The following is a 17,605-nucleotide window of genomic DNA, read 5'->3' on the forward strand; positions in this document are numbered from 1 at the left end:
TTATGACGGCGTCAGGCCTTACAAGCAACTACAGTTCCCCGCTTAGACGGGAGTCTTTGTTCGTGAGTCGCAAAAAGACCAGATAAACGAGTCCAATCGCGATCCAAATCAATCCTAGCTTTTTGCTGAGCGGGTCCAGGTTCATCCATACATAGCCGATGATAACAAAACCGATGAGCGGAAACAAGAGATGATTAATATAATCGTTACTCTTTTGTTTGCGCAAGAAATAGTTCATCACTGATACATGCAAAAAGAGGAAAGCCGTCAGGGCGCCAAAGTTGACAAGCGAAGCGAGTTTATCAATTTGTGAGGCGAACACCGTCGTGACAATGAGCGAAATCACAGCGACAAGCAATGTGCTGACGTATGGCGTTTGAAATTTCGGATGCACTTTAGCCAGCACACTGGGCAGTTTACGGTCGCGACCCATGCTGTACAAAATGCGGGAGATGGCTGCCTGGGCGACGAGCGCGTTCGCGATCCCCCATGAAAGCGCAGTGGCGATGATCGTTGTCCATTTCAGCCATGGTCCTCCTGCCAGCTCCGCAATCTGATAAAACGCCACATCTGCGTTTTTAAACGTCGTATAATCAGGCCAAATGAGAGCGGCGACCCATGTTTGCACGATGAAAAGCGCACCGACAACGAGCAAAGCGAAAATGATCGCTTTGCCGATCGATGATTTCCCGTCCCTTGTTTCCTCAGCCAGCGTCGACACCGCATCAAAACCAAGGAAGCTCAAGACGGCCACCGACACCGCCCCCATCACCGTCTCCGCGCTGAAATGATTAGGATCGTACAGCGGTTTGAACGTAAACTGCGCTCCATTGACGCCTTTTATAATCGCAATCATTCCTGTGATCACAAACACTGCAAGGACGATGAGCTCTAAAACAACAATCACTTTGTTCGCTTTGGCCGTCATCTCGATTCCAAGAATATTAATGATCGTATTCATGCCAATGAACAGAATGAGCCACACGGAAATCGGCACTTGCGGCACAATATCGGCTAAGGCAGCAGCGCTGACCAAATAGAGAAGAGCCGGAACAAAAATGTAATCAAGCAAAATGACCCAGCCTGCCATAAAACCGACATATTCATTCATTCCCCGCTGGGCGTAAGAATACACGGAACCAGCGATTGGAAACGCCTCGGCCATTCTGGCGTAGCTTAAGGCGGTGAAAATCATCCCCACCATTCCGATTAAGTATGCTAAGGCGACCATCCCTTTTGACCCTTGCGCTACATACCCGTAAATGCCGAAAGGAGCGATCGGCACCATGAACACCATTCCGTAAATCAACAAATCAACAAATGTGAGCGACCGTTTTAATTCCTGTTTATAACCGAGCGACTCAACCGATGTGTTCGTTTCAAGTTGCGCCATCGCCGTTCCCTCCTCAATCCTCAAACAGGCGGATGCCATACGCTTCAAGCACAAATCGCGGTACAAAGAAACGCGCCGTGACGAGCGGGTCAACGACTTGACTGATTTGTGTCTGACCGACAGCGCTAAGCACCATCGTCAAATGGTTCAGCGTCAACGGAGTATGCGGCAACAGCAAATCAACCATTTCCTCAACCGACTGTTTGACCGCTTCATCCAACGTTTTGGCCGAGACGATCGTCGCAATGCCATCATCGTTTTGCAACAGTGGATGGTTGAGCGAATATCCTTTCATCACCCGGACGGTGACCGTCACTTCCCCCGGGATTTCAATGCCCGACACACCGATTTCGCCGTCCCCCATCGCCGCATGCAAATCGCCTAATGCGAACAACGCCCCTTTGACAAAAACTGGGAAGTAAACGGTTGCCCCTGTTGTAATGAGCTTTGTATCCATATTGCCTCCATGCGGCCCGGGCGTCCCGCACGACACATCCTCACCGCTCGGCGCTACCCCGATGACGCCAATCATTGGATTTAATGGAATAGAAAGATGCTCGTCAAATATAGCCCGGTTTTCTTCTACTGGAATCATTTTTGCCTCAAACTGCGGAATCCGGTCTCCAAGCACCCCGAGCCCTGGTCCGACAGCCATGACCCCCTGTCCTTTGAGGCGAATCTGTTCAATTTTTACCGCTAAAATGTCACCGGGTTCCGCCCCTTCAATATAGATCGGTCCGGTCGCCGGATTGATATGATTCCAATCGATCGAGTCAAACGGCGTTTCGCTTGAAGTAATTTGATTTTGGAAACAGTCGTACGTTTCGATGACAAACGTTTCCCCTGACTGGACTGTTCGAACCGGTTGGTGGTTTTTGCTAAATGCATAAATGGCAGTCGTGCACGGAACAAATGACATGTTCGCTCTCCTCCCTTTCGTTTTTGTCTCATTATAACAGGGAGCAAACAAACGGTTTTGCATTTTTTTGATTCATTTTTGTTACTTCTTTATTTTTTGAATTAATCGATAAATATGAGTAAACAAGAAAACGCCAATCCCATTCCATGCTATGGCCTCCAGCACGTTATGGCGCATTCCCCATCGCCAGGCGATCACAAACAAACATACCCATCCGATCATGCCTATAACCCCCATCGGTTTCTCTCCTGTCCGTAAAGCAGCCAACCCAAAACACGAGGAGGCAAGCAAGGCGGTCGAAAACATGACCATCCGCATCGGAAGAAGAGGAGCAATAAAAAAGAGGGCTAGTACAAGCAAAAAAGAGATGACATATGTCCATGAGAGATGCCTGCTCCACCTGTGCCAAAAAATTTGCACAACGGAATGCAAGGAAAGGGATAAGCTGAGTGACAACGCCGCCAGCAAGGCAATAGTAAGCGGCCAAGCAATCAAGACAGAAGAATGAAGCAGCCACCGTTTCAGTATGGCGGCAGTCGAAGCGGCCGCCGCATACGGGACGCATAAGGCTGCGACGGCCAACGGAAGCGGAGCAAGGCAAAACGCGGCCATAGAAAACGTCAGCGCAACGCGTTCTTTTTTCAATATTGATGCAATATCCCATACATACTCGTCGGCCAACCATTGCCCGGCAGCCGCCGCCAGCACAGCCCAAAACAACACGAACAACGAAACCATGTTCACATCGAGGGAAGCTGGGACAGTGCGTACAATCATCTCATATTGCCGCGCCACACCACCCGTTAGATAATAGGCAAACGGAACCATTCCCATCACTATATAAACAATGTATAGCAGAACCGTTCCGATTTTCCGCATCCCCAACCAACCGGCGAGCACGGTAAACACGTACACATAGACGAACCAAATGAATAAAAAAGTCGGAGAAAAACGAAAGAGTTGCTGCAACAAATAGGCACATAACACGACAACGGTAAGCAGCCGGCCGATCGAAAGAAGGCGAACAAAAAACCGAAAGAAAAACAAAGCCCGCGCCGTAAAACAGCAGTCCGGCCAGCGATCCCCTTCCTCTGTTAGGGAACGATAGCGTACGGCCGCTGCTGAACGCCAAAGCACAAAAACGGCGGCCCACACCGCCATAGCCGTCACCACCCCCGCCGCCACTCCGCCATGAATAAAAGCATAACATCCAAACAACAGCAGCTCACCGGATGCGAAACGCAGTAACAGGGCATTGACCCCCTTGCTTAATCCAAGCGCCTCCGCTCCGATAAAACTGCAGCGACCAATATGCGGCACAGCAGCAAGCAGCAGTACGCATGCCATGAATAAAAGCATATACCAGTCCATTATCCATTGGTCTCCTTATACTTCGTAGGCGGGATGCCGACATATTTTCGAAACAAATGACTGAAATGATGTTGACTAGAAAATCCTGTCTCCTCAGCAATGCGTGCCATGGACCAATCCGGCTTTTTGGTCAACAGCTCTTTCGCCTTTTCAATCCGATATCGATTGACGTAATCCTTAAAATGGATGCCGATCTCCTCAACAAACAGCCTGCTCAAATAGGCTGGATGTACATGCACGGCAGCGGCTACCTCGGTTAAGCTGATTTTTTGTGCATAATGACAGTGCACATATTCGAGCGCCGCGCGGATGAGCGGGGACGAGACAAGCGCTTCCGGATGCTTTTGTTCAAATTTCGACAACGCTTGATCAAACTCGCTCTCGATGAGCGGCTTCACCAAGTAGTCGAGCACTTCAAGCTGAATCGCCCGTTTGGCATAAGCAAAATCTTGGTAGGCTGTGATAATGATCAAGGCAAGATCGGGCTGTTTTTGTTTGAGCTCATAGGCCAAATCCAACCCGGACTGTCCAGGAAGGTGGATATCGATCAGCGCCAGCCGGAAGCGATGGGATGCGGCCAACCGTTTCGCCTCTGCGGCATCCTCCGCCGGCCATACTTCCCAATGCGGATATTTCCGCTTCACCAAATACGTGAGTTGTTCCAATTCCAAATATTCATCATCGACAATCAGCACCTTCATCGTTTATCCCTCATCCCCTGGAACATACGGCCAAACGACAAGCGCCTCTGTCCACCCGCGATCATCTTTTTGCAACACAAGCTGAGTTGGCAAATCAAACAAAAGAGCAAACCGCTTGCGCAAATTATCCAAGCCGACACCTCCATTCGCGATGGATAACTCCTTCCCTTCATTGCCATTATCGCAGACGCGCAAATATACCCAGTTGCCTTGGCGTCGAAAATCGATCGCCAAACATTTTTCACCCGCTTTTTTCTCAAGGCCATGTTTGAATGCGTTTTCCACCAGCGTTTGCAACGTATAAGAAGGAATGAGCGCACGCTCTCCATCCGGATCCATTTGCACCGACACCGACAGCCGTGAACCGAAGCGAAGCTGCTGCACCGCTAGATAGTTGCTTGTATGCGCCCATTCTTGTTTGAACGGAATAAGCGGCTGTTTCGTCTCATAGCTATCACGCAAAAACAGCGCAAAATGCTCCATTCCCCGAATCATTTCTTCATTTTTTCCTAAGCGCGCCAAGGATAAGAAAGCGTTCAACGCATTGAAAAAGAAATGCGGTCGGATTTGTTGATGGAGTTGCATATACTTGCTTTCTTGAAGTTCTTTTTCCAATCGAAGGCGCGCATGTTCCAACTGCCAATAATCCACTTCTTTTTCCGCTACTCCCAACAGCGCCAACACTGTCAACGATACAAGCGGCAACAATACGCTGAAAATGAGAATGAGATGAAATAATGGCTCGGCAATCATCATATTCTCCCCGCCACTCGCAATGCTTTCCCATTTGTTTTTTCATTTTATCACAAATTTGTTCTTTCATTTGATCACAAATTGAACGCTCTCCCACCTACGCGTACGCTTAGAAGTGGGAGATTCTTGGGAACACCCGCCCCACGGCAGGCTGTCCACCAAGCCATCCCCGTGCGTCCCACGGTTCTTTACACTTTCTATTCTGTGAAAGCAAGAGGAAGAGCGATGACCCATCCCGATTCATCCCCCACTTCCGCTCACGCGTGAAAGTGGGGGTCTTCTCGGTTCAGGATGATAAATAGAGGCGGCAGTACAAGGCAAATGTTTCCCACATCCGCAAACTTATTTTTCCATCATCTTGGCTCCCATCCTATCCTCTCCCGGCAAAAAAACGCCCCAAAAGCGAATGCTTTTGGGACCGACTGATCATATTCCACTTTATCTCAACGGCGATCTTGCCATGCGAATATACGTATGGCGTCTGCCGCGAATGGCGATCGAATACGCCATAATATTCTCTGGAACAGCGATGCCATGATAGCCAGCGTCGCCGATATGATGTAGATCCGCCCCAGCCATTTTGCTTGCAAGCGCGATTTGACGAATCGTACTCTCGTCAGCTCCTTCTTGGCTTGTGCCGATCGTCAGCATCGCAAGCGCCCCATGTTCATGCGCCACCTGAACAAGCTTCTCTGTCTTGTCTAATGTCACCCCCGGCACCGTTCCAGGAGCCGGCATCAAAACGACATCCGCACCAGCGTGAATGAAACGCACCACCACTTCTTCCGATACGATCCCGCTTCCCGCTTCATCGGCAACGCCTGCCGCGTGCATTTTCCCAGCCATCACGAGAGCGTCCTCGCCTAAAATGGACCGCGCCGTTTCGATGGCTTTCACAATCTCATCATTCGTCACGCCTGTTTTCGGGTTTCCGGTTAGGCAAACAAAATCAAATCCTAGCTGTTTTGCTTGTTGCAGCGACTCGGCCGTTGCCATTCTCCCTTTTGGCAGCGCCGCAAGCTCCTCAAGTTGCTTTGCATTTGGGTCAACCGGCTCCAAATTGACGCCAACCGGGCGCCCTGTCAACTGCTTTAACCGTTCCACCATTTGATTCGGTTCGTTCGTGTCCAACCCGTTCACAACCGGCCGGAACACATCGAACCAATTCAACAACAGCAAATCCGCCCCAAACGCCGTGGCCAGTTCGGCGTTGGTGACCGCCGGATACAGCGGCGCGAATTCCCCGACGACTTCCGCTACGATCACCCTGCCTTCTGACGCTTGAATCGATTGTTTTAACTGTTTTCCTGTCATCCGACGAAAATCGGAGGCGTTGCAATCCAACAGCCGCTTCACCGGAGCTCCCCCTTTCTGGCGTCCCTTAAAAGAACGGCTTCGTTGTTCCTTATTTTCTCATAGCGTTGGCCAGAAATTCGACATCCGTGCCAACGACCACTTGCAAATCCGTTTGGTTGAGGCGAAGCACACCTTTCGCTCCCAAACGTTTCAATTCTGCTTCGTTGACTTTTGACATGTCTTTCACTTTTAGGCGCAAGCGTGTGACACAATTGTCAATTTGTGCGAGATTATCTTTTCCTCCCAACGCCTCGATATATTTTGCAGCAAGGTCCTCGTATTTGACGCCCGACTGCGCCGCACCGCTGTCGGTAAACTCGCCCTCTACCTCCTCTTCACGCCCCGGCGTTTTCAAATCGAGCTTCGTAATGAGGAAATAGAAGACGACGAAATAGACGACAGCATATACAAGACCTTGAACAATCAACAAATACGGCTTTTTCGCAATGCCGTAGTTTAAGAAAAAGTCAATCGCCCCGGCCGAGAACGTAAACCCGTGGTGGATGTCAAGCATTGTCGCCACTGCGAGCGACAAGCCGGTCAACACGGCATGGACAACGTAGAGCAATGGCGATAAAAACATGAATAGAAACTCAATTGGCTCCGTAATCCCGGTTAAAAACGACGTCAACGCCACGCCAAGGAGCGCGCCGGCGACCGCTTTGCGACGCTCTTTTTTCGCCGCCGCGATCATCGCCAGCGCTGCCGCGGGCAGGCCAAACATCATGATCGGGAAGAAGCCGGCCATAAAAATGCCCGCATCCGGGTCGCCGGCGAAAAAGCGGCTTAAATCGCCCGTTTTTCCGTTATACTCGCCAAACACAAACCAGACGAAGCTGTTTAACACATGGTGCAATCCGACTGGAATGAGCAACCGGTTGAGGAACCCGAAAATGCCGACGCCAACCGCCCCGGCGCCAACGATCCAATGGCCGACCGCGTTGATGCCATCTTGAATCGGCGGCCATACATAGCCAAAAATCAAGGCAAGCACGAGCATGACAAGCGATGTCACGATCGGCACAAACCGCCGGCCGCCGAAGAAGCCGAGCCAATCCGGCAGCTTGATATCACGGTAACGGTTGTACAAAAGACCGGCGATCACCCCGGAGAGGATGCCGCCCAACACAGACATATTGATGTCTTTATCAATCGCGGCGGCCCCTTTTGTCAAGACAAAGTAACCGATCGCGCCGGCCAGAGCGGCGGCGCCGTTGCCATCTTTCGCAAAACCGATCGCCACGCCGATGGCGAAAATGAGCGCTAAATTGGAAAACACTGCATCGCCTGCGGCTGCGATAAACGGAATATTCAATAAATCAGGCTGACCGAGCCGAAGCAACAATCCTGCCGCCGGCAAAACGGCAATCGGCAGCATTAATGCTTTTCCAAGCCGCTGTAAAAAGCCTAACATCATGATCCTCCCCTTTTCATCTCAATCATAAATTTGTACCGGTCGCCGCGGTACACCGATTTGACGACTTCAAGCGGCCGACCGTCGACAAGGTGCGTGCGGCGCTCAAGCAATAGCACCGGAGCCCCTTCTTTCATCTTCAGATGCTCCGCCTCCACCTTGCGGGCGACAGATGCTTCCAATGTTTGAACAGCGGAGCCGATGATCATCCCTTTTTCTTTTTCGATAAATTCATAGACGGAACCGCTTACAACATCACGCGTCAGTCCGGGGACGAGATTGACCGGAATGTACAGCGTCTCCAACGCCATCGGCAAGCCGTCGGCCAACCGAAGGCGGCGGACTTCGTAAAGGTCATCGCCTTCCGTGACGCCAAGCCCTTCAGCGAGTTTCTCGGAAGCTGGAACCATCTCAAAGCTGAGGACGATCGTGCCGGGCTCCATGCCGCGCGCCCGCATATCTTCGGAAAAGCTCGTCAGCCCTTTCAGCGGCTGCTCGATTTTTTGGGCGGCGACAAATGTTCCTTTCCCGCGCCGGCGGATGAGATAGCCATCGTTCACTAAATTGTTGACCGCCTGCCGAACGGTCATCCGGCTGATGTCATACATTTCCGCCAACTCGCGCTCAGACGGGATCATTTCGCCCGGCTGCCACTCCCCTTTTTCGATCTTTTCTTTCATATATTGCTCGAGCTGATAGTAAATCGGAATCGGCGACTGTTTATCGATCACGGCGCATCCACCCGCCGCTTTTCCTTTGGGATGAGCGAGAGCGCCTCGCAGTCGGCGATGATCGTCACGTCCGGATGAAGGTGAAGCGCTGAAGCCGGCAAGTCCGGTGTGACAACGCCTTCGAGAAGCCGGGCCATGGCGTCCGCTTTTTCCTCCCCTGACGCCAACAGCACGATGCGGCGGCTGCGCAAAATGGTCGCAATCCCCATCGTAATGGCACGGCGCGGCACGTCATCAAGCGATGGAAAAAAGCGGGCGTTCGCTTCCCGTGTCAGCTCGGTCAGCTCGACGACGTGGGTGGCTGTCGAAAACGGCGTCCCTGGTTCGTTAAAGCCGATATGGCCGTTGCGGCCGATGCCCAAGAGCTGCAAATCGATGCCGCCCAATTCATCGATGAGCCGCTCGTAACGGCGGCATTCTTCGTCAAGATCAGCGGCCAAGCCGTTCGGCACATGCGTCTGATGAAGCGGGATGTCCAATTGGGCAAACAAATGCTGATTCATATAATAGCGATAGCTGTTCGGATGATCCGGGCCAAGGCCTACGTATTCATCCAAATTGACCGTGCGCACGAGCCGATACGATGTCCCATGCTGCCGATGATCGGCGGCCAATTCGCGGTACACGCCGAGCATCGTCGAACCGGTCGCCAAGCCGAGAACGGCGTTCGGCTTTTCCTTGACTTGTTTGATGATGATGTCCGCCGCCTGGCGGCTCATCTCGGTATAGTCAGCGGCTTCCAAAAGCGTTATGGCCATCGCTCTTCCTCCTTTCATCCGGTTTGCGATAAGCAAGAACGCCGCGGCAAAACGTCATCATGACTTCATATCGTTCATTCAAAACGGCGACATCGGCGTCTTTGCCGGGCCGCAAGCTGCCTTTCCGATCAAGCAAGCCAAGCTGTTTCGCCGGATTCCAGCTCGCCATGCGGATCACCTCTTCAAGCGTGCAGCCAGTATAATCGAGCACACGGCGGATGGCCTCGCCAAGCTTGAGCACGCTTCCCGCCAGCGTGCCGTCGGCAAGCCGCGCCTCTTGGCCCCGAACAGTCACCTCTTGGCCGCCAAGTTCATATCGCCCATCACCTAGACATTTCGCCCGCATGGCATCGGTGATTAATATGAGCCCATCGCTTCCTTTATTCCGGTAAGCGAAGCGGACCATCGGCGGCGCAACGTGCAACCCGTCGGCGATCAGCTCGCACATCACTTCTTCAAACATAAGCACAGCACCGGCGACACCCGGTTCACGGTGATGGATGCCGCGCATCCCATTGAACAGGTGGGTCGCATGCGTCACCCCTGCATGGACCGCCGCTTTTACTTCGTCGTAAACGGCATCGGAATGGCCGATCGAAGCGATCACACCCGTCTGTTTCAAGTAGGAGGCAAGTTCCAGCCCCCCGTTCCGCTCTGGGGCAAGCGTGACAAGGCGGATATGGCCGCCCGCCGCCTTTTGCCAGTGCTGGAACAGTGAGATGTCCGGATCGGCGAGATGGCGCGGGTGCTGCGCTCCGGCGCGCTTCGGCGACAAAAACGGTCCTTCCAGATGAACACCGAGCACTTCGGCGGCTCCCGGCCTGTTCGCCTCCGCCATATAGCGAGCGACGTTGCGAAGCGCGGCTTCGATTTGTTCACTTGGCGCTGTCATCGTCGTCGCCAAAAAGCTCGTCGTCCCTTCCGCCGGCAAGGCGTTGGCCATCTTGTAAAGCGCCTCCGGGGTCGCATCCATGACATCCGCCCCAGCCGCCCCATGAATATGGACATCGATGAATCCCGGCACGATGGAAAACCGTGAGGAAAGCTCGATCACTTCCGCCCCTGCATCAGTTGGGCACGACGACATCGGCCCGATCGCGGCCACTTTTTCCCCTTCGATCAGCACATACCCTTGTTCAATGTTTCCTGTTTCTGCATACACCGCGGCATTTTTCAATATCCACCGCTTCATCGCGATTCCCCACTTTCTGTATCTCATTATAACATTATATATTCTAGTTGTCTATACCACTAAAACAAATCCGTCAACCAGTTCGCTTCAGCATGAAAGAAGCAGGGAAGCCGTGGCTTCCCCGCTCTTCCAAACGGCGCTACGCTCCTTTCGGTCCGCGGGCCGGCAAATAAAACGAAAACGTCGTTCCTTCGTTCAGTTTGCTGTGAACGGTAATGAGCCCTTTATGCGCTTCGACGATGTTTTTGGCGATGGCAAGGCCTAACCCGGTGCCGGAACGGCCACGCGTGCGCGCTTTATCGGCTTTGTAAAACCGTTCAAACACAAACGGCAAATCCTCTTCGGGAATGCCGGAACCAGAGTCTTGGACATGGATCGTCACGCCGTCGCCGCTTGGTTCGATGATGAGGCGAACTGTGCCGCCCGATTCCGTATGGCGGATGGCGTTGTCAATTAAGTTCGTCAGCACCTGTTCGATCCGATCCGGATCGAGAGCGATTTCGATGTCCCGATCGCGAAACTCGGCTGTCAGCTCAATCTGCTTTTCTTTCGCCAGCCCGTAAAACTTGCGGATCACCCGCTCGATGTAAGGAACAAGCTTGACTTGTTCGTACTCTAGCTCGATATGGCCAGCTTCCATGCGCGCCAAGTCAAGCAAATCGTTAACAAGGCGGCCCATGCGCAGCGACTCGTCATAAATGACTTTCGCCATCTCTTTCTTCTCTTCTTCGCTCGCCGCGATATCGTCGATGATCGCCTCGCTGTAGCCTTGAAGCATGGCAATCGGCGTGCGCAATTCGTGCGAAACGTTGGCGATAAAGTCTTTGCGCAGCTTGTCAAGCCGCCGCTCTTCGGTCATGTCGCGCAAAACAGCCACCGCGCCGCGCACCATCGTTTTGCCGTACAGCGGCGTCATTAAAATGACCCACGTCCGCCCCTGCAGCGTCACTTCGGTCGATTGCTCCTTCTCCTCGCGAACGACGCGGGCGAACAGCTCTTTCACTTGCGGCGGCAACGGCGCCATCGCTTCCGCGTCGTTTCCTTGCTCAAAATACCACGCCTGCAAAAACCGCTCAGCCGGCGGGTTCGTAATCAAAATTTCCCCGTCGCGGTTAAACGTAATGACGCCATCGGCCATGCTGCTTAAAATGCTGGCGAGCTGTTCTTTTTCCTGGTTTAAGGCGTTGATGTTAAACTGCAGACGCCGTCCCATTTGGTTGAACGCCATCGCCAGCCCACCGATCTCATCGTTCGTTAAAATCGGCACTTTCATATCGAAATGGCCCCGCGCCATTTCGAACGCGGCTTGCCGCATTTTCCGGAGCGGAGCGGTGATGCGCGTCGACAAGAAAAAGGCAAAAAACGTCGTCATGACAATGGCGATAAACGCGGCGAGAAAAATTAACTCTTTCGTCCGCTCCGTCGCGTCGGCGATCGCCTCGAGCGACTGATAGATAAACACAGCTCCTCGGCTGCCATCCGGCATCGACATCGGCACGCCGACAATGATCATATCACGGGGCAGCTTTTCTTTTGGATGCCGCTGTGGCATATACAAACGCTTTTTCACCGTTTTCCCATCTGTCAGCACACGCCGCAAGTCCCGATCTTGGCGAATCGACGACAGCGGCATATTGTCCAACCCAGCATCGCCAGGCGAATACCAATAGTGCGACTCATCGGCGACGATGACGGCTTTCGTTCGATTGTCCACAAGCGTCCAAGCGATCGAGCGGGCAAGCTGCTCATCGCGGTAATCGTGCATCACCTCGGCCACTTTTGTCGCCAGGCGGGTCAAGTCGTTTTCCGCTTCCTGCACATAATAATCTTCCAAAAATTTAATAAGCAAAATGCTTAAAATAAACAGCACGCACGAAACGAGCAACAAAATCGTAAACCATAGCTTGCCGACGACGCTGCGAAACAGCCACATCAGTCGTTCACTGCCTCAAACTTGTAGCCGACGCCCCAGACGGTGACGATCATTTTTCCCGCCTGCGGCGACGCTTTATTCAACTTTTCGCGCAACCGTTTAATGTGGGTGTCGACCGTGCGCAAGTCGCCGAAAAATTCGTAATGCCATACTTCCTTCAACAGCTGTTCGCGGTCGAACACTTTGTCGGGCGAGCGGGCCAAAAAGAGAAGCAGCTCATATTCTTTCGGCGTTAAGCTGACTTCCTTGCCGTCGACCGTCACCCGGTGGGCATCGTTGTCAATCGTCAAATGCGGAAACACAAGCACGTCTTTCGCCGTCGTCTCCACCGGCGCGTAGGCGGCGTTCGCCGCGCGGCGCAACAGCGCTTTTACGCGCAGCACGACTTCGCGCGGACTGAACGGCTTGACGATGTAATCATCCGTGCCGACTTCAAACCCTTGCACGCGGTTGGATTCTTCGCCTTTTGCCGTCAACATGATGATCGGCGTCGTTTTTTGCTCGCGGATTTCTTTGCACACCTCAATTCCATCTTTGCCCGGCAGCATCAGATCGAGCAAAATGACGTCATAATCATTCGTCAACGCCTTCTCCAACGCTTCATTGCCGTCGCCGGCCTCATCGATCACATAGTTTTCCCGCTCCAAATACATTTTCAAGAGCCGCCGGATGCGCTCTTCATCGTCAACCACTAAAATACGGATGGTTTTTTCTTGTTTTTCCAATGCTTTGCACCCTCCCATCATCAATGGAAACACTCCCTATTTTCTAGTTTACCGAAAAACCGGATGCTCGCCAACAGAGCATCCGGTTGTTTTCCATTATGTTCCGGCGTACGAGTGCAATCCCGCAATGACGAGGTTGACCGCCACTAAGTTAAACATAATAATGGCAAAGCCGATGACGGCGAGCCATGCCGACTTTTCCCCATGCCAGCCTTTTGACAGCCGGAGGTGCAAAAAAGCGGCGTAAAACAGCCACGTAATGAGCGCCCACACTTCCTTCGGGTCCCAGCCCCAAAAGCGCGTCCAGGCAATTTGCGCCCAAATCATCGCGAAAATGAGCGCCCCGAGCGTAAACACCGGAAAGCCGATCGCCACCGCCCGATAGCTGATCTCATCGGTCAGATCCAAGTTAACGTTCTTCACGAGCGGCTTGAGTGCGGCGGCAACGCGCTTGCGCAAGAGAAGCCGAAGCATGATGTACAGCGCCGTTCCGGCTATGAGCGACCAGATGACCGTATTGAGCTTTCTTGCATTGATGATCGCCGGCATCTCAACAAGCGGCTCCATGCGGCCGGCGCTTTCTTTCATAAGCTCCCCTTTGTGCGGCCCAACGAGCGCCGGCATATCGTAGATGACCTCAACCGTCTGCTTGTTTTTGTCGACCCACGTGAACTTCGCTTCATACCCAGAAAGACCGAACGCTGTCGAAACGATGACAAAGCCGAGCGTCGTAATTAAGCAAAACATGACCACTTCGAGCCAAAACGTCCGTTTCGACGGCTTCGATTGATCGACGACGCGAATCAAATAGATGAGCCCAGCGACAAAGCTGATGGCCAAAATCGCTTCACCAGCCGCCGCCGTCGTCACATGGATGTGCAGCCAATCGCTTTGCAAGGCGGGAATGAGCGGCGAAATTTCCCGCGGAAACATGCTTGCGTAAGCAATCACAAGCAACGCGACCGGCAGCGCAAACAAGCCGAGCACACTCAGCCGGTAAATGAAATAAATAATAATGAAAGCAGCAACCAGCATCATGCCGAAAAAGGTCGTAAACTCGAACAAGTTGCTCACGGGCGCGTGCCCGGCGGCGATCCAGCGCGTGATGAAATACCCGACCTGGGTGAGAAAACCGATGATCGTCACGGCAATGCCAAGCTGCGACCAACGATCCTTTCCTTGCCGCTCCTTCCGTTTGTCGCGAATGGCGCCGCCAAAAAAAAACGTGCCGATCAAATATAACACAAACGAAATATAGAGCAATGTGCTGCTAAGCTGTGCCATGTCCATGAGCTTGCCCCCCTTGTCCGGCCTGTTTCCCTTCTTCGAGCTGATCGGCCGGCATATTCACACCAGTGCCGTCAAGCAAACGGCGCAGCTCGTTTTTCAAGCCGAACCAATTTTTATTCGTGTGCGCGGCGATCCATAGCTCGCCGTTGACCCGTTGCACCCAAATGCGGCGGTGGTTCCAATACATCCCTTGGATGAGCCCGATCATGAAAATCGCGCCGCCTACCCCTAAAATCCAAAGCGTAAAGTCGCGGCGGACGGTCAAGCCGGAGACATTGCGCGTCTCAAGCCCCGCGAACGCCATTTTGTACTTGTTGTTGCCAAACGGTTCGATCGTTTGTTGGATGGCGACGAAGCTGACTTCCCCTTTCGGACGGTCCGGCGCGTACATTTTGAACACGAACGCCGGATTGTTCGGCACGCGCGACTTCGTTGACGGATTGCCGTCTTCATCAAACTCAAAATCAGGAAAATAGCTTAATAGCTCAACGCGATACCCATGTCCGAGATTGTACAACTCTTTCGGATCATACAAATCGACCGTCACCGTGCCGAACGTTTTCCCCGACTGCTTGTCCGCCAACTGAAATGACATCGCTTTCGGCTCATTCAAGCGGAAATCGACTTGGTAGAGCGCATAATGGTCGAACTCCAGCGGCTCGTTGACGCGAATCGGATACTCCTTCACTTTTTCAAGCTTCGGCTTGGCGCCGGGGATCACAGGACCGACGCGCTTATACAACACAACGTTTGTTTGATAGTTTTTGGCGATCATCCCGTTGCCGACGCGGTCGATGGCAGCGTTGAACACTTCGTTGTCTTTGCCTTTCTCATATGTTTCAAAAATAAATTTTTCACTCTTTAAAAAGTAGCGGCCGTTCGTCCCAGGAATTTCTTTCGTCTCCCCTTCCGGAATCCACATCACCCGATCGATGTACATGCCGGGAACGGAACGAAGCATCACCCCGATCAAGAAAATGATGAGGCCGATATGATTGACGTACGGCCCCCAGCGGGAAAAACGCCCTTTTTCAGCGAGCAAATGCCCGTCTTCCTCGCGGACATGGTAGCGCCGCGCAGCCAGCCGTTCTTTCAACACAGCCATCGTCTTGTCGAGATCGCTCACATGCGAGACGCCAAACAACCGCTGCCGCTCTAAAAAGCGCGGATGGCGCTTCACCCCTTGCCGCTTCAAGGCGCGATAAAGCGGAACGACCCGGTCCAAGCTGCAAATGACAAGCGAAACGCCGATTAAGGCGATGAGCAAAATGTACCACCATGAGCCGTACAAGTTGTTAAAGCCGAGCTCATAATACAGCTTCCCTGCCCAGCCGTACTGCTGCTTATAATACTCCGCCGGATCGACGTTCGGCGGAATATACATTTGCTGAGGGAAAATCGTGCCGATCGCCGAAGCGATGAGCGTGATGACGATGAGCGCCACCCCGACTTTGACCGACGAGAAAAACGCCCAAATTTGGTCGATCATCGTTTTTTTGTACGTTTGCGATCGGCGCGCGCTTCCTTCGTAGCGCATGTCCAAAATCAGTTTTTCTCCCAAATCGGCAAGCGGCTTGCCGCACGACTCACAAAACGCCGTGCCGTGCGGATTGACATGGCCGCATTCGCATTTGACGTGTTCCATGGCGCAAAACTCCTTACGGTTTGATGCTTTCTAGATGCCGTTCGATGTCTTCTTTCGTCATTGTTCCGGTAATGATTTGTTTTACTTCGCCGTTTTTGTCAATCAAAAACGTTGTCGGCAGCGGCCCGACGTTATAGGCGTTCAATACTTGATCTTGACGGTCGATCACAATCGGAAATGTCAGGCCGAACCGTTCCGCGAATTTTTCAACGCTCAACTTCGGTTCACCGACATTGACAGCCAAAATTTCAACCCCTTGTTTTTTGTAAATCGGGTACAGCTCGTTCATATACGGCATCTCCCGCTCGCACGGCTTGCACCACGTTCCCCAAAAGTTCAAAAAAACGCCTTTGCCGCGATAGTCTGAAAGACGATGTTCATGCCCTTTCAAATCGGTCAGCACAAAATCAGGCGCCGTCGAACCAACAGCGACAGCCGTTTTCTCCGTGAAAAAATTCGTGTAAATCGTATAGCCGATCGCCGCGAGCAACACGAGCAAAATCGCTGTCCTCATCACTAAGCGCTGTTGTTTTTTCATCGTTCAAACCCCTTTACGTTTCTCCTCCCCCACAGCCAACGCTAGAGGGGGAGGCAAGCGGTTCACAATCTCCCATTTTCCATTATAGCAAAGTCCCTCGCTCGTTTATGCGCAAGGATATGAACGTTATGTGACAATCTTCGTCATTTTCTTCCCCCGGATTGGGCAAGGACGCGCAGCAACTTCACCTCATGCGGCGTCAGCTCGCGGTATTCGCCGGGGCGCAGCCCTTTCAAATCGAGAAACGCGTACCGCTCCCGCTTCAGCTTCAGCACCTCGCAGCCGATCGCCTCAAACATGCGGCGCACTTGCCGGTTTCGTCCTTCGTGGATACGGATTTCCACAATGGCTGTCCCCTTCTTCCGGTCGGCGGAGAGCAGCTTCACTTTGGCTGGCGCCGTCATGCCATCTTCCAACTGCACTCCTTGTTCGAGCCGTTTCAGCTGCTCGTGCGTTGGAATGCCTTTCACTTTGGCAATGTACACTTTTTCAATTTCATACCGCGGGTGCATAAGCAGGTTGGCAAAGTCGCCGTCATTCGTCAACAAAAGCAGTCCAGACGTATCGTAGTCAAGCCGCCCGATCGGATAAATGCGTTTGTCCAGATCTTTGAAAAAATCGGTCACCACTTTGCGGCCTCTGTCATCTTTGACGCTGGAAATCACCCCGCGCGGCTTGTACAGCAAATAATACACCGGCTCTTCGCGCTCGATCGGGATGCCGTCGACTTCGACATCATCGCGCGGCCCGACCTTGACGCCAAGCTCCTTGACGACGCGGCCGTTCACTTTCACCCGCCCTTGCAAAATGAGTTCTTCCGCCTTGCGCCTTGACGCGATGCCGGCGCGGGCGATCACTTTTTGCAACCGTTCCATTCTCTCTCACC

At 52.7% G+C, this 17,605-nt stretch carries 16 protein-coding genes; all 16 read right to left on the reverse strand.

The window, feature by feature from the left end; genetic code table 11:
• Positions 1 to 28 precede the first annotated feature (28 nt).
• Positions 29 to 1,393 (reverse strand): APC family permease, encoded by a 1,365-nt coding sequence (locus tag JCR24_RS08860; protein ID WP_238980476.1) that lies wholly within the window; start codon positions 1,391 to 1,393, stop codon positions 29 to 31.
• A gap of 13 nt (positions 1,394 to 1,406) precedes the next feature.
• Entirely contained in the window at positions 1,407 to 2,312 is a 906-nt protein-coding gene (locus JCR24_RS08865) for an acetamidase/formamidase family protein (RefSeq protein WP_033025760.1), read from the reverse strand.
• Positions 2,313 to 2,393: 81 nt separating this feature from the next.
• A complete protein-coding gene (locus JCR24_RS08870) occupies positions 2,394 to 3,683 on the reverse strand; it encodes a hypothetical protein (RefSeq protein ID WP_033025763.1) in 1,290 nt (429 codons plus the stop codon).
• Positions 3,683 to 4,384, reverse strand: a complete 702-nt coding sequence (locus tag JCR24_RS08875; protein WP_011231754.1) for a response regulator transcription factor — start codon at positions 4,382 to 4,384, stop codon at positions 3,683 to 3,685. The genes JCR24_RS08870 and JCR24_RS08875 overlap by 1 nt, the downstream gene beginning before the upstream one ends.
• 3 nt (positions 4,385 to 4,387) lie before the next feature.
• Positions 4,388 to 5,137, reverse strand: coding sequence for a sensor histidine kinase (locus tag JCR24_RS08880; RefSeq protein WP_025948532.1), 750 nt, complete (start codon positions 5,135 to 5,137; stop codon positions 4,388 to 4,390).
• A 438-nt stretch (positions 5,138 to 5,575) separates the two neighbouring features.
• Entirely contained in the window at positions 5,576 to 6,493 is a 918-nt protein-coding gene (locus JCR24_RS08885) for a DUF7916 family protein (protein WP_068896246.1), read from the reverse strand.
• Between the two features lie 49 nt (positions 6,494 to 6,542).
• On the reverse strand, positions 6,543 to 7,907 hold the full coding sequence (nagE, locus tag JCR24_RS08890; RefSeq protein WP_238980485.1) for an N-acetylglucosamine-specific PTS transporter subunit IIBC: 1,365 nt from the start codon (positions 7,905 to 7,907) through the stop codon (positions 6,543 to 6,545).
• Entirely contained in the window at positions 7,907 to 8,638 is a 732-nt protein-coding gene (locus JCR24_RS08895; RefSeq protein WP_011231757.1) for a GntR family transcriptional regulator, read from the reverse strand. Before JCR24_RS08895 ends, nagE begins: the two co-directional genes overlap by 1 nt.
• Positions 8,635 to 9,396 carry a glucosamine-6-phosphate deaminase gene (gene nagB, locus JCR24_RS08900; protein ID WP_238980477.1) on the reverse strand — a complete coding sequence of 254 codons (762 nt, stop codon included), beginning with the start codon at positions 9,394 to 9,396 and terminating at the stop codon, positions 8,635 to 8,637. The genes JCR24_RS08895 and nagB overlap by 4 nt, the downstream gene beginning before the upstream one ends.
• Complete coding sequence (nagA, locus tag JCR24_RS08905) at positions 9,368 to 10,588, reverse strand: N-acetylglucosamine-6-phosphate deacetylase (RefSeq protein WP_015375306.1); 1,221 nt, start codon at positions 10,586 to 10,588, stop codon at positions 9,368 to 9,370. The genes nagB and nagA overlap by 29 nt, the downstream gene beginning before the upstream one ends.
• Before the next feature lie 139 nt (positions 10,589 to 10,727).
• Complete coding sequence (locus tag JCR24_RS08910; RefSeq protein ID WP_238980478.1) at positions 10,728 to 12,521, reverse strand: ATP-binding protein; 1,794 nt, start codon at positions 12,519 to 12,521, stop codon at positions 10,728 to 10,730.
• Positions 12,521 to 13,246: a response regulator transcription factor gene (locus tag JCR24_RS08915; RefSeq protein ID WP_272945220.1), complete on the reverse strand. Its 726-nt coding sequence runs from the start codon at positions 13,244 to 13,246 to the stop codon at positions 12,521 to 12,523. The genes JCR24_RS08910 and JCR24_RS08915 overlap by 1 nt, the downstream gene beginning before the upstream one ends.
• 96 nt (positions 13,247 to 13,342) lie before the next feature.
• Positions 13,343 to 14,530: a c-type cytochrome biogenesis protein CcsB gene (ccsB, locus tag JCR24_RS08920; RefSeq protein ID WP_238980486.1), complete on the reverse strand. Its 1,188-nt coding sequence runs from the start codon at positions 14,528 to 14,530 to the stop codon at positions 13,343 to 13,345.
• Complete coding sequence (locus JCR24_RS08925; RefSeq protein WP_015375310.1) at positions 14,517 to 16,181, reverse strand: cytochrome c biogenesis ResB family protein; 1,665 nt, start codon at positions 16,179 to 16,181, stop codon at positions 14,517 to 14,519. The genes ccsB and JCR24_RS08925 overlap by 14 nt, the downstream gene beginning before the upstream one ends.
• 13 nt (positions 16,182 to 16,194) lie before the next feature.
• Positions 16,195 to 16,719, reverse strand: a complete 525-nt coding sequence (gene resA / locus JCR24_RS08930) for a thiol-disulfide oxidoreductase ResA (protein ID WP_011231764.1) — start codon at positions 16,717 to 16,719, stop codon at positions 16,195 to 16,197.
• Between the two features lie 143 nt (positions 16,720 to 16,862).
• Complete coding sequence (locus JCR24_RS08935; RefSeq protein ID WP_011231765.1) at positions 16,863 to 17,594, reverse strand: pseudouridine synthase; 732 nt, start codon at positions 17,592 to 17,594, stop codon at positions 16,863 to 16,865.
• Positions 17,595 to 17,605: the final 11 nt, after the last annotated feature.

The organism is Geobacillus sp. YHL (assembly GCF_022341265.1).
In the GTDB taxonomy this organism is placed as follows: domain Bacteria; phylum Bacillota; class Bacilli; order Bacillales; family Anoxybacillaceae; genus Geobacillus; species Geobacillus thermoleovorans.

Bases quoted from the DNA above. Each gene is read 5' to 3' on its own strand.
- JCR24_RS08860 (WP_238980476.1), bottom strand. From the start codon at position 1,393: ATGGCGCAACTTGAAACGAACACATCGGTTGAGTCGCTCGGTTATAAA.
- JCR24_RS08865 (WP_033025760.1), bottom strand. From the start codon at position 2,312: ATGTCATTTGTTCCGTGCACGACTGCCATTTATGCATTTAGCAAAAAC.
- JCR24_RS08870 (WP_033025763.1), bottom strand. From the start codon at position 3,683: ATGGACTGGTATATGCTTTTATTCATGGCATGCGTACTGCTGCTTGCT.
- JCR24_RS08875 (WP_011231754.1), bottom strand. From the start codon at position 4,384: ATGAAGGTGCTGATTGTCGATGATGAATATTTGGAATTGGAACAACTC.
- JCR24_RS08880 (WP_025948532.1), bottom strand. From the start codon at position 5,137: ATGATTGCCGAGCCATTATTTCATCTCATTCTCATTTTCAGCGTATTG.
- nagE (WP_238980485.1), bottom strand. From the start codon at position 7,907: ATGTTAGGCTTTTTACAGCGGCTTGGAAAAGCATTAATGCTGCCGATT.
- nagB (WP_238980477.1), bottom strand. From the start codon at position 9,396: ATGGCCATAACGCTTTTGGAAGCCGCTGACTATACCGAGATGAGCCGC.
- nagA (WP_015375306.1), bottom strand. From the start codon at position 10,588: ATGAAGCGGTGGATATTGAAAAATGCCGCGGTGTATGCAGAAACAGGA.
- JCR24_RS08910 (WP_238980478.1), bottom strand. From the start codon at position 12,521: ATGTGGCTGTTTCGCAGCGTCGTCGGCAAGCTATGGTTTACGATTTTG.
- ccsB (WP_238980486.1), bottom strand. From the start codon at position 14,530: ATGGCACAGCTTAGCAGCACATTGCTCTATATTTCGTTTGTGTTATAT.
- JCR24_RS08925 (WP_015375310.1), bottom strand. From the start codon at position 16,181: ATGGAACACGTCAAATGCGAATGCGGCCATGTCAATCCGCACGGCACG.
- resA (WP_011231764.1), bottom strand. From the start codon at position 16,719: ATGAAAAAACAACAGCGCTTAGTGATGAGGACAGCGATTTTGCTCGTG.
- JCR24_RS08935 (WP_011231765.1), bottom strand. From the start codon at position 17,594: ATGGAACGGTTGCAAAAAGTGATCGCCCGCGCCGGCATCGCGTCAAGG.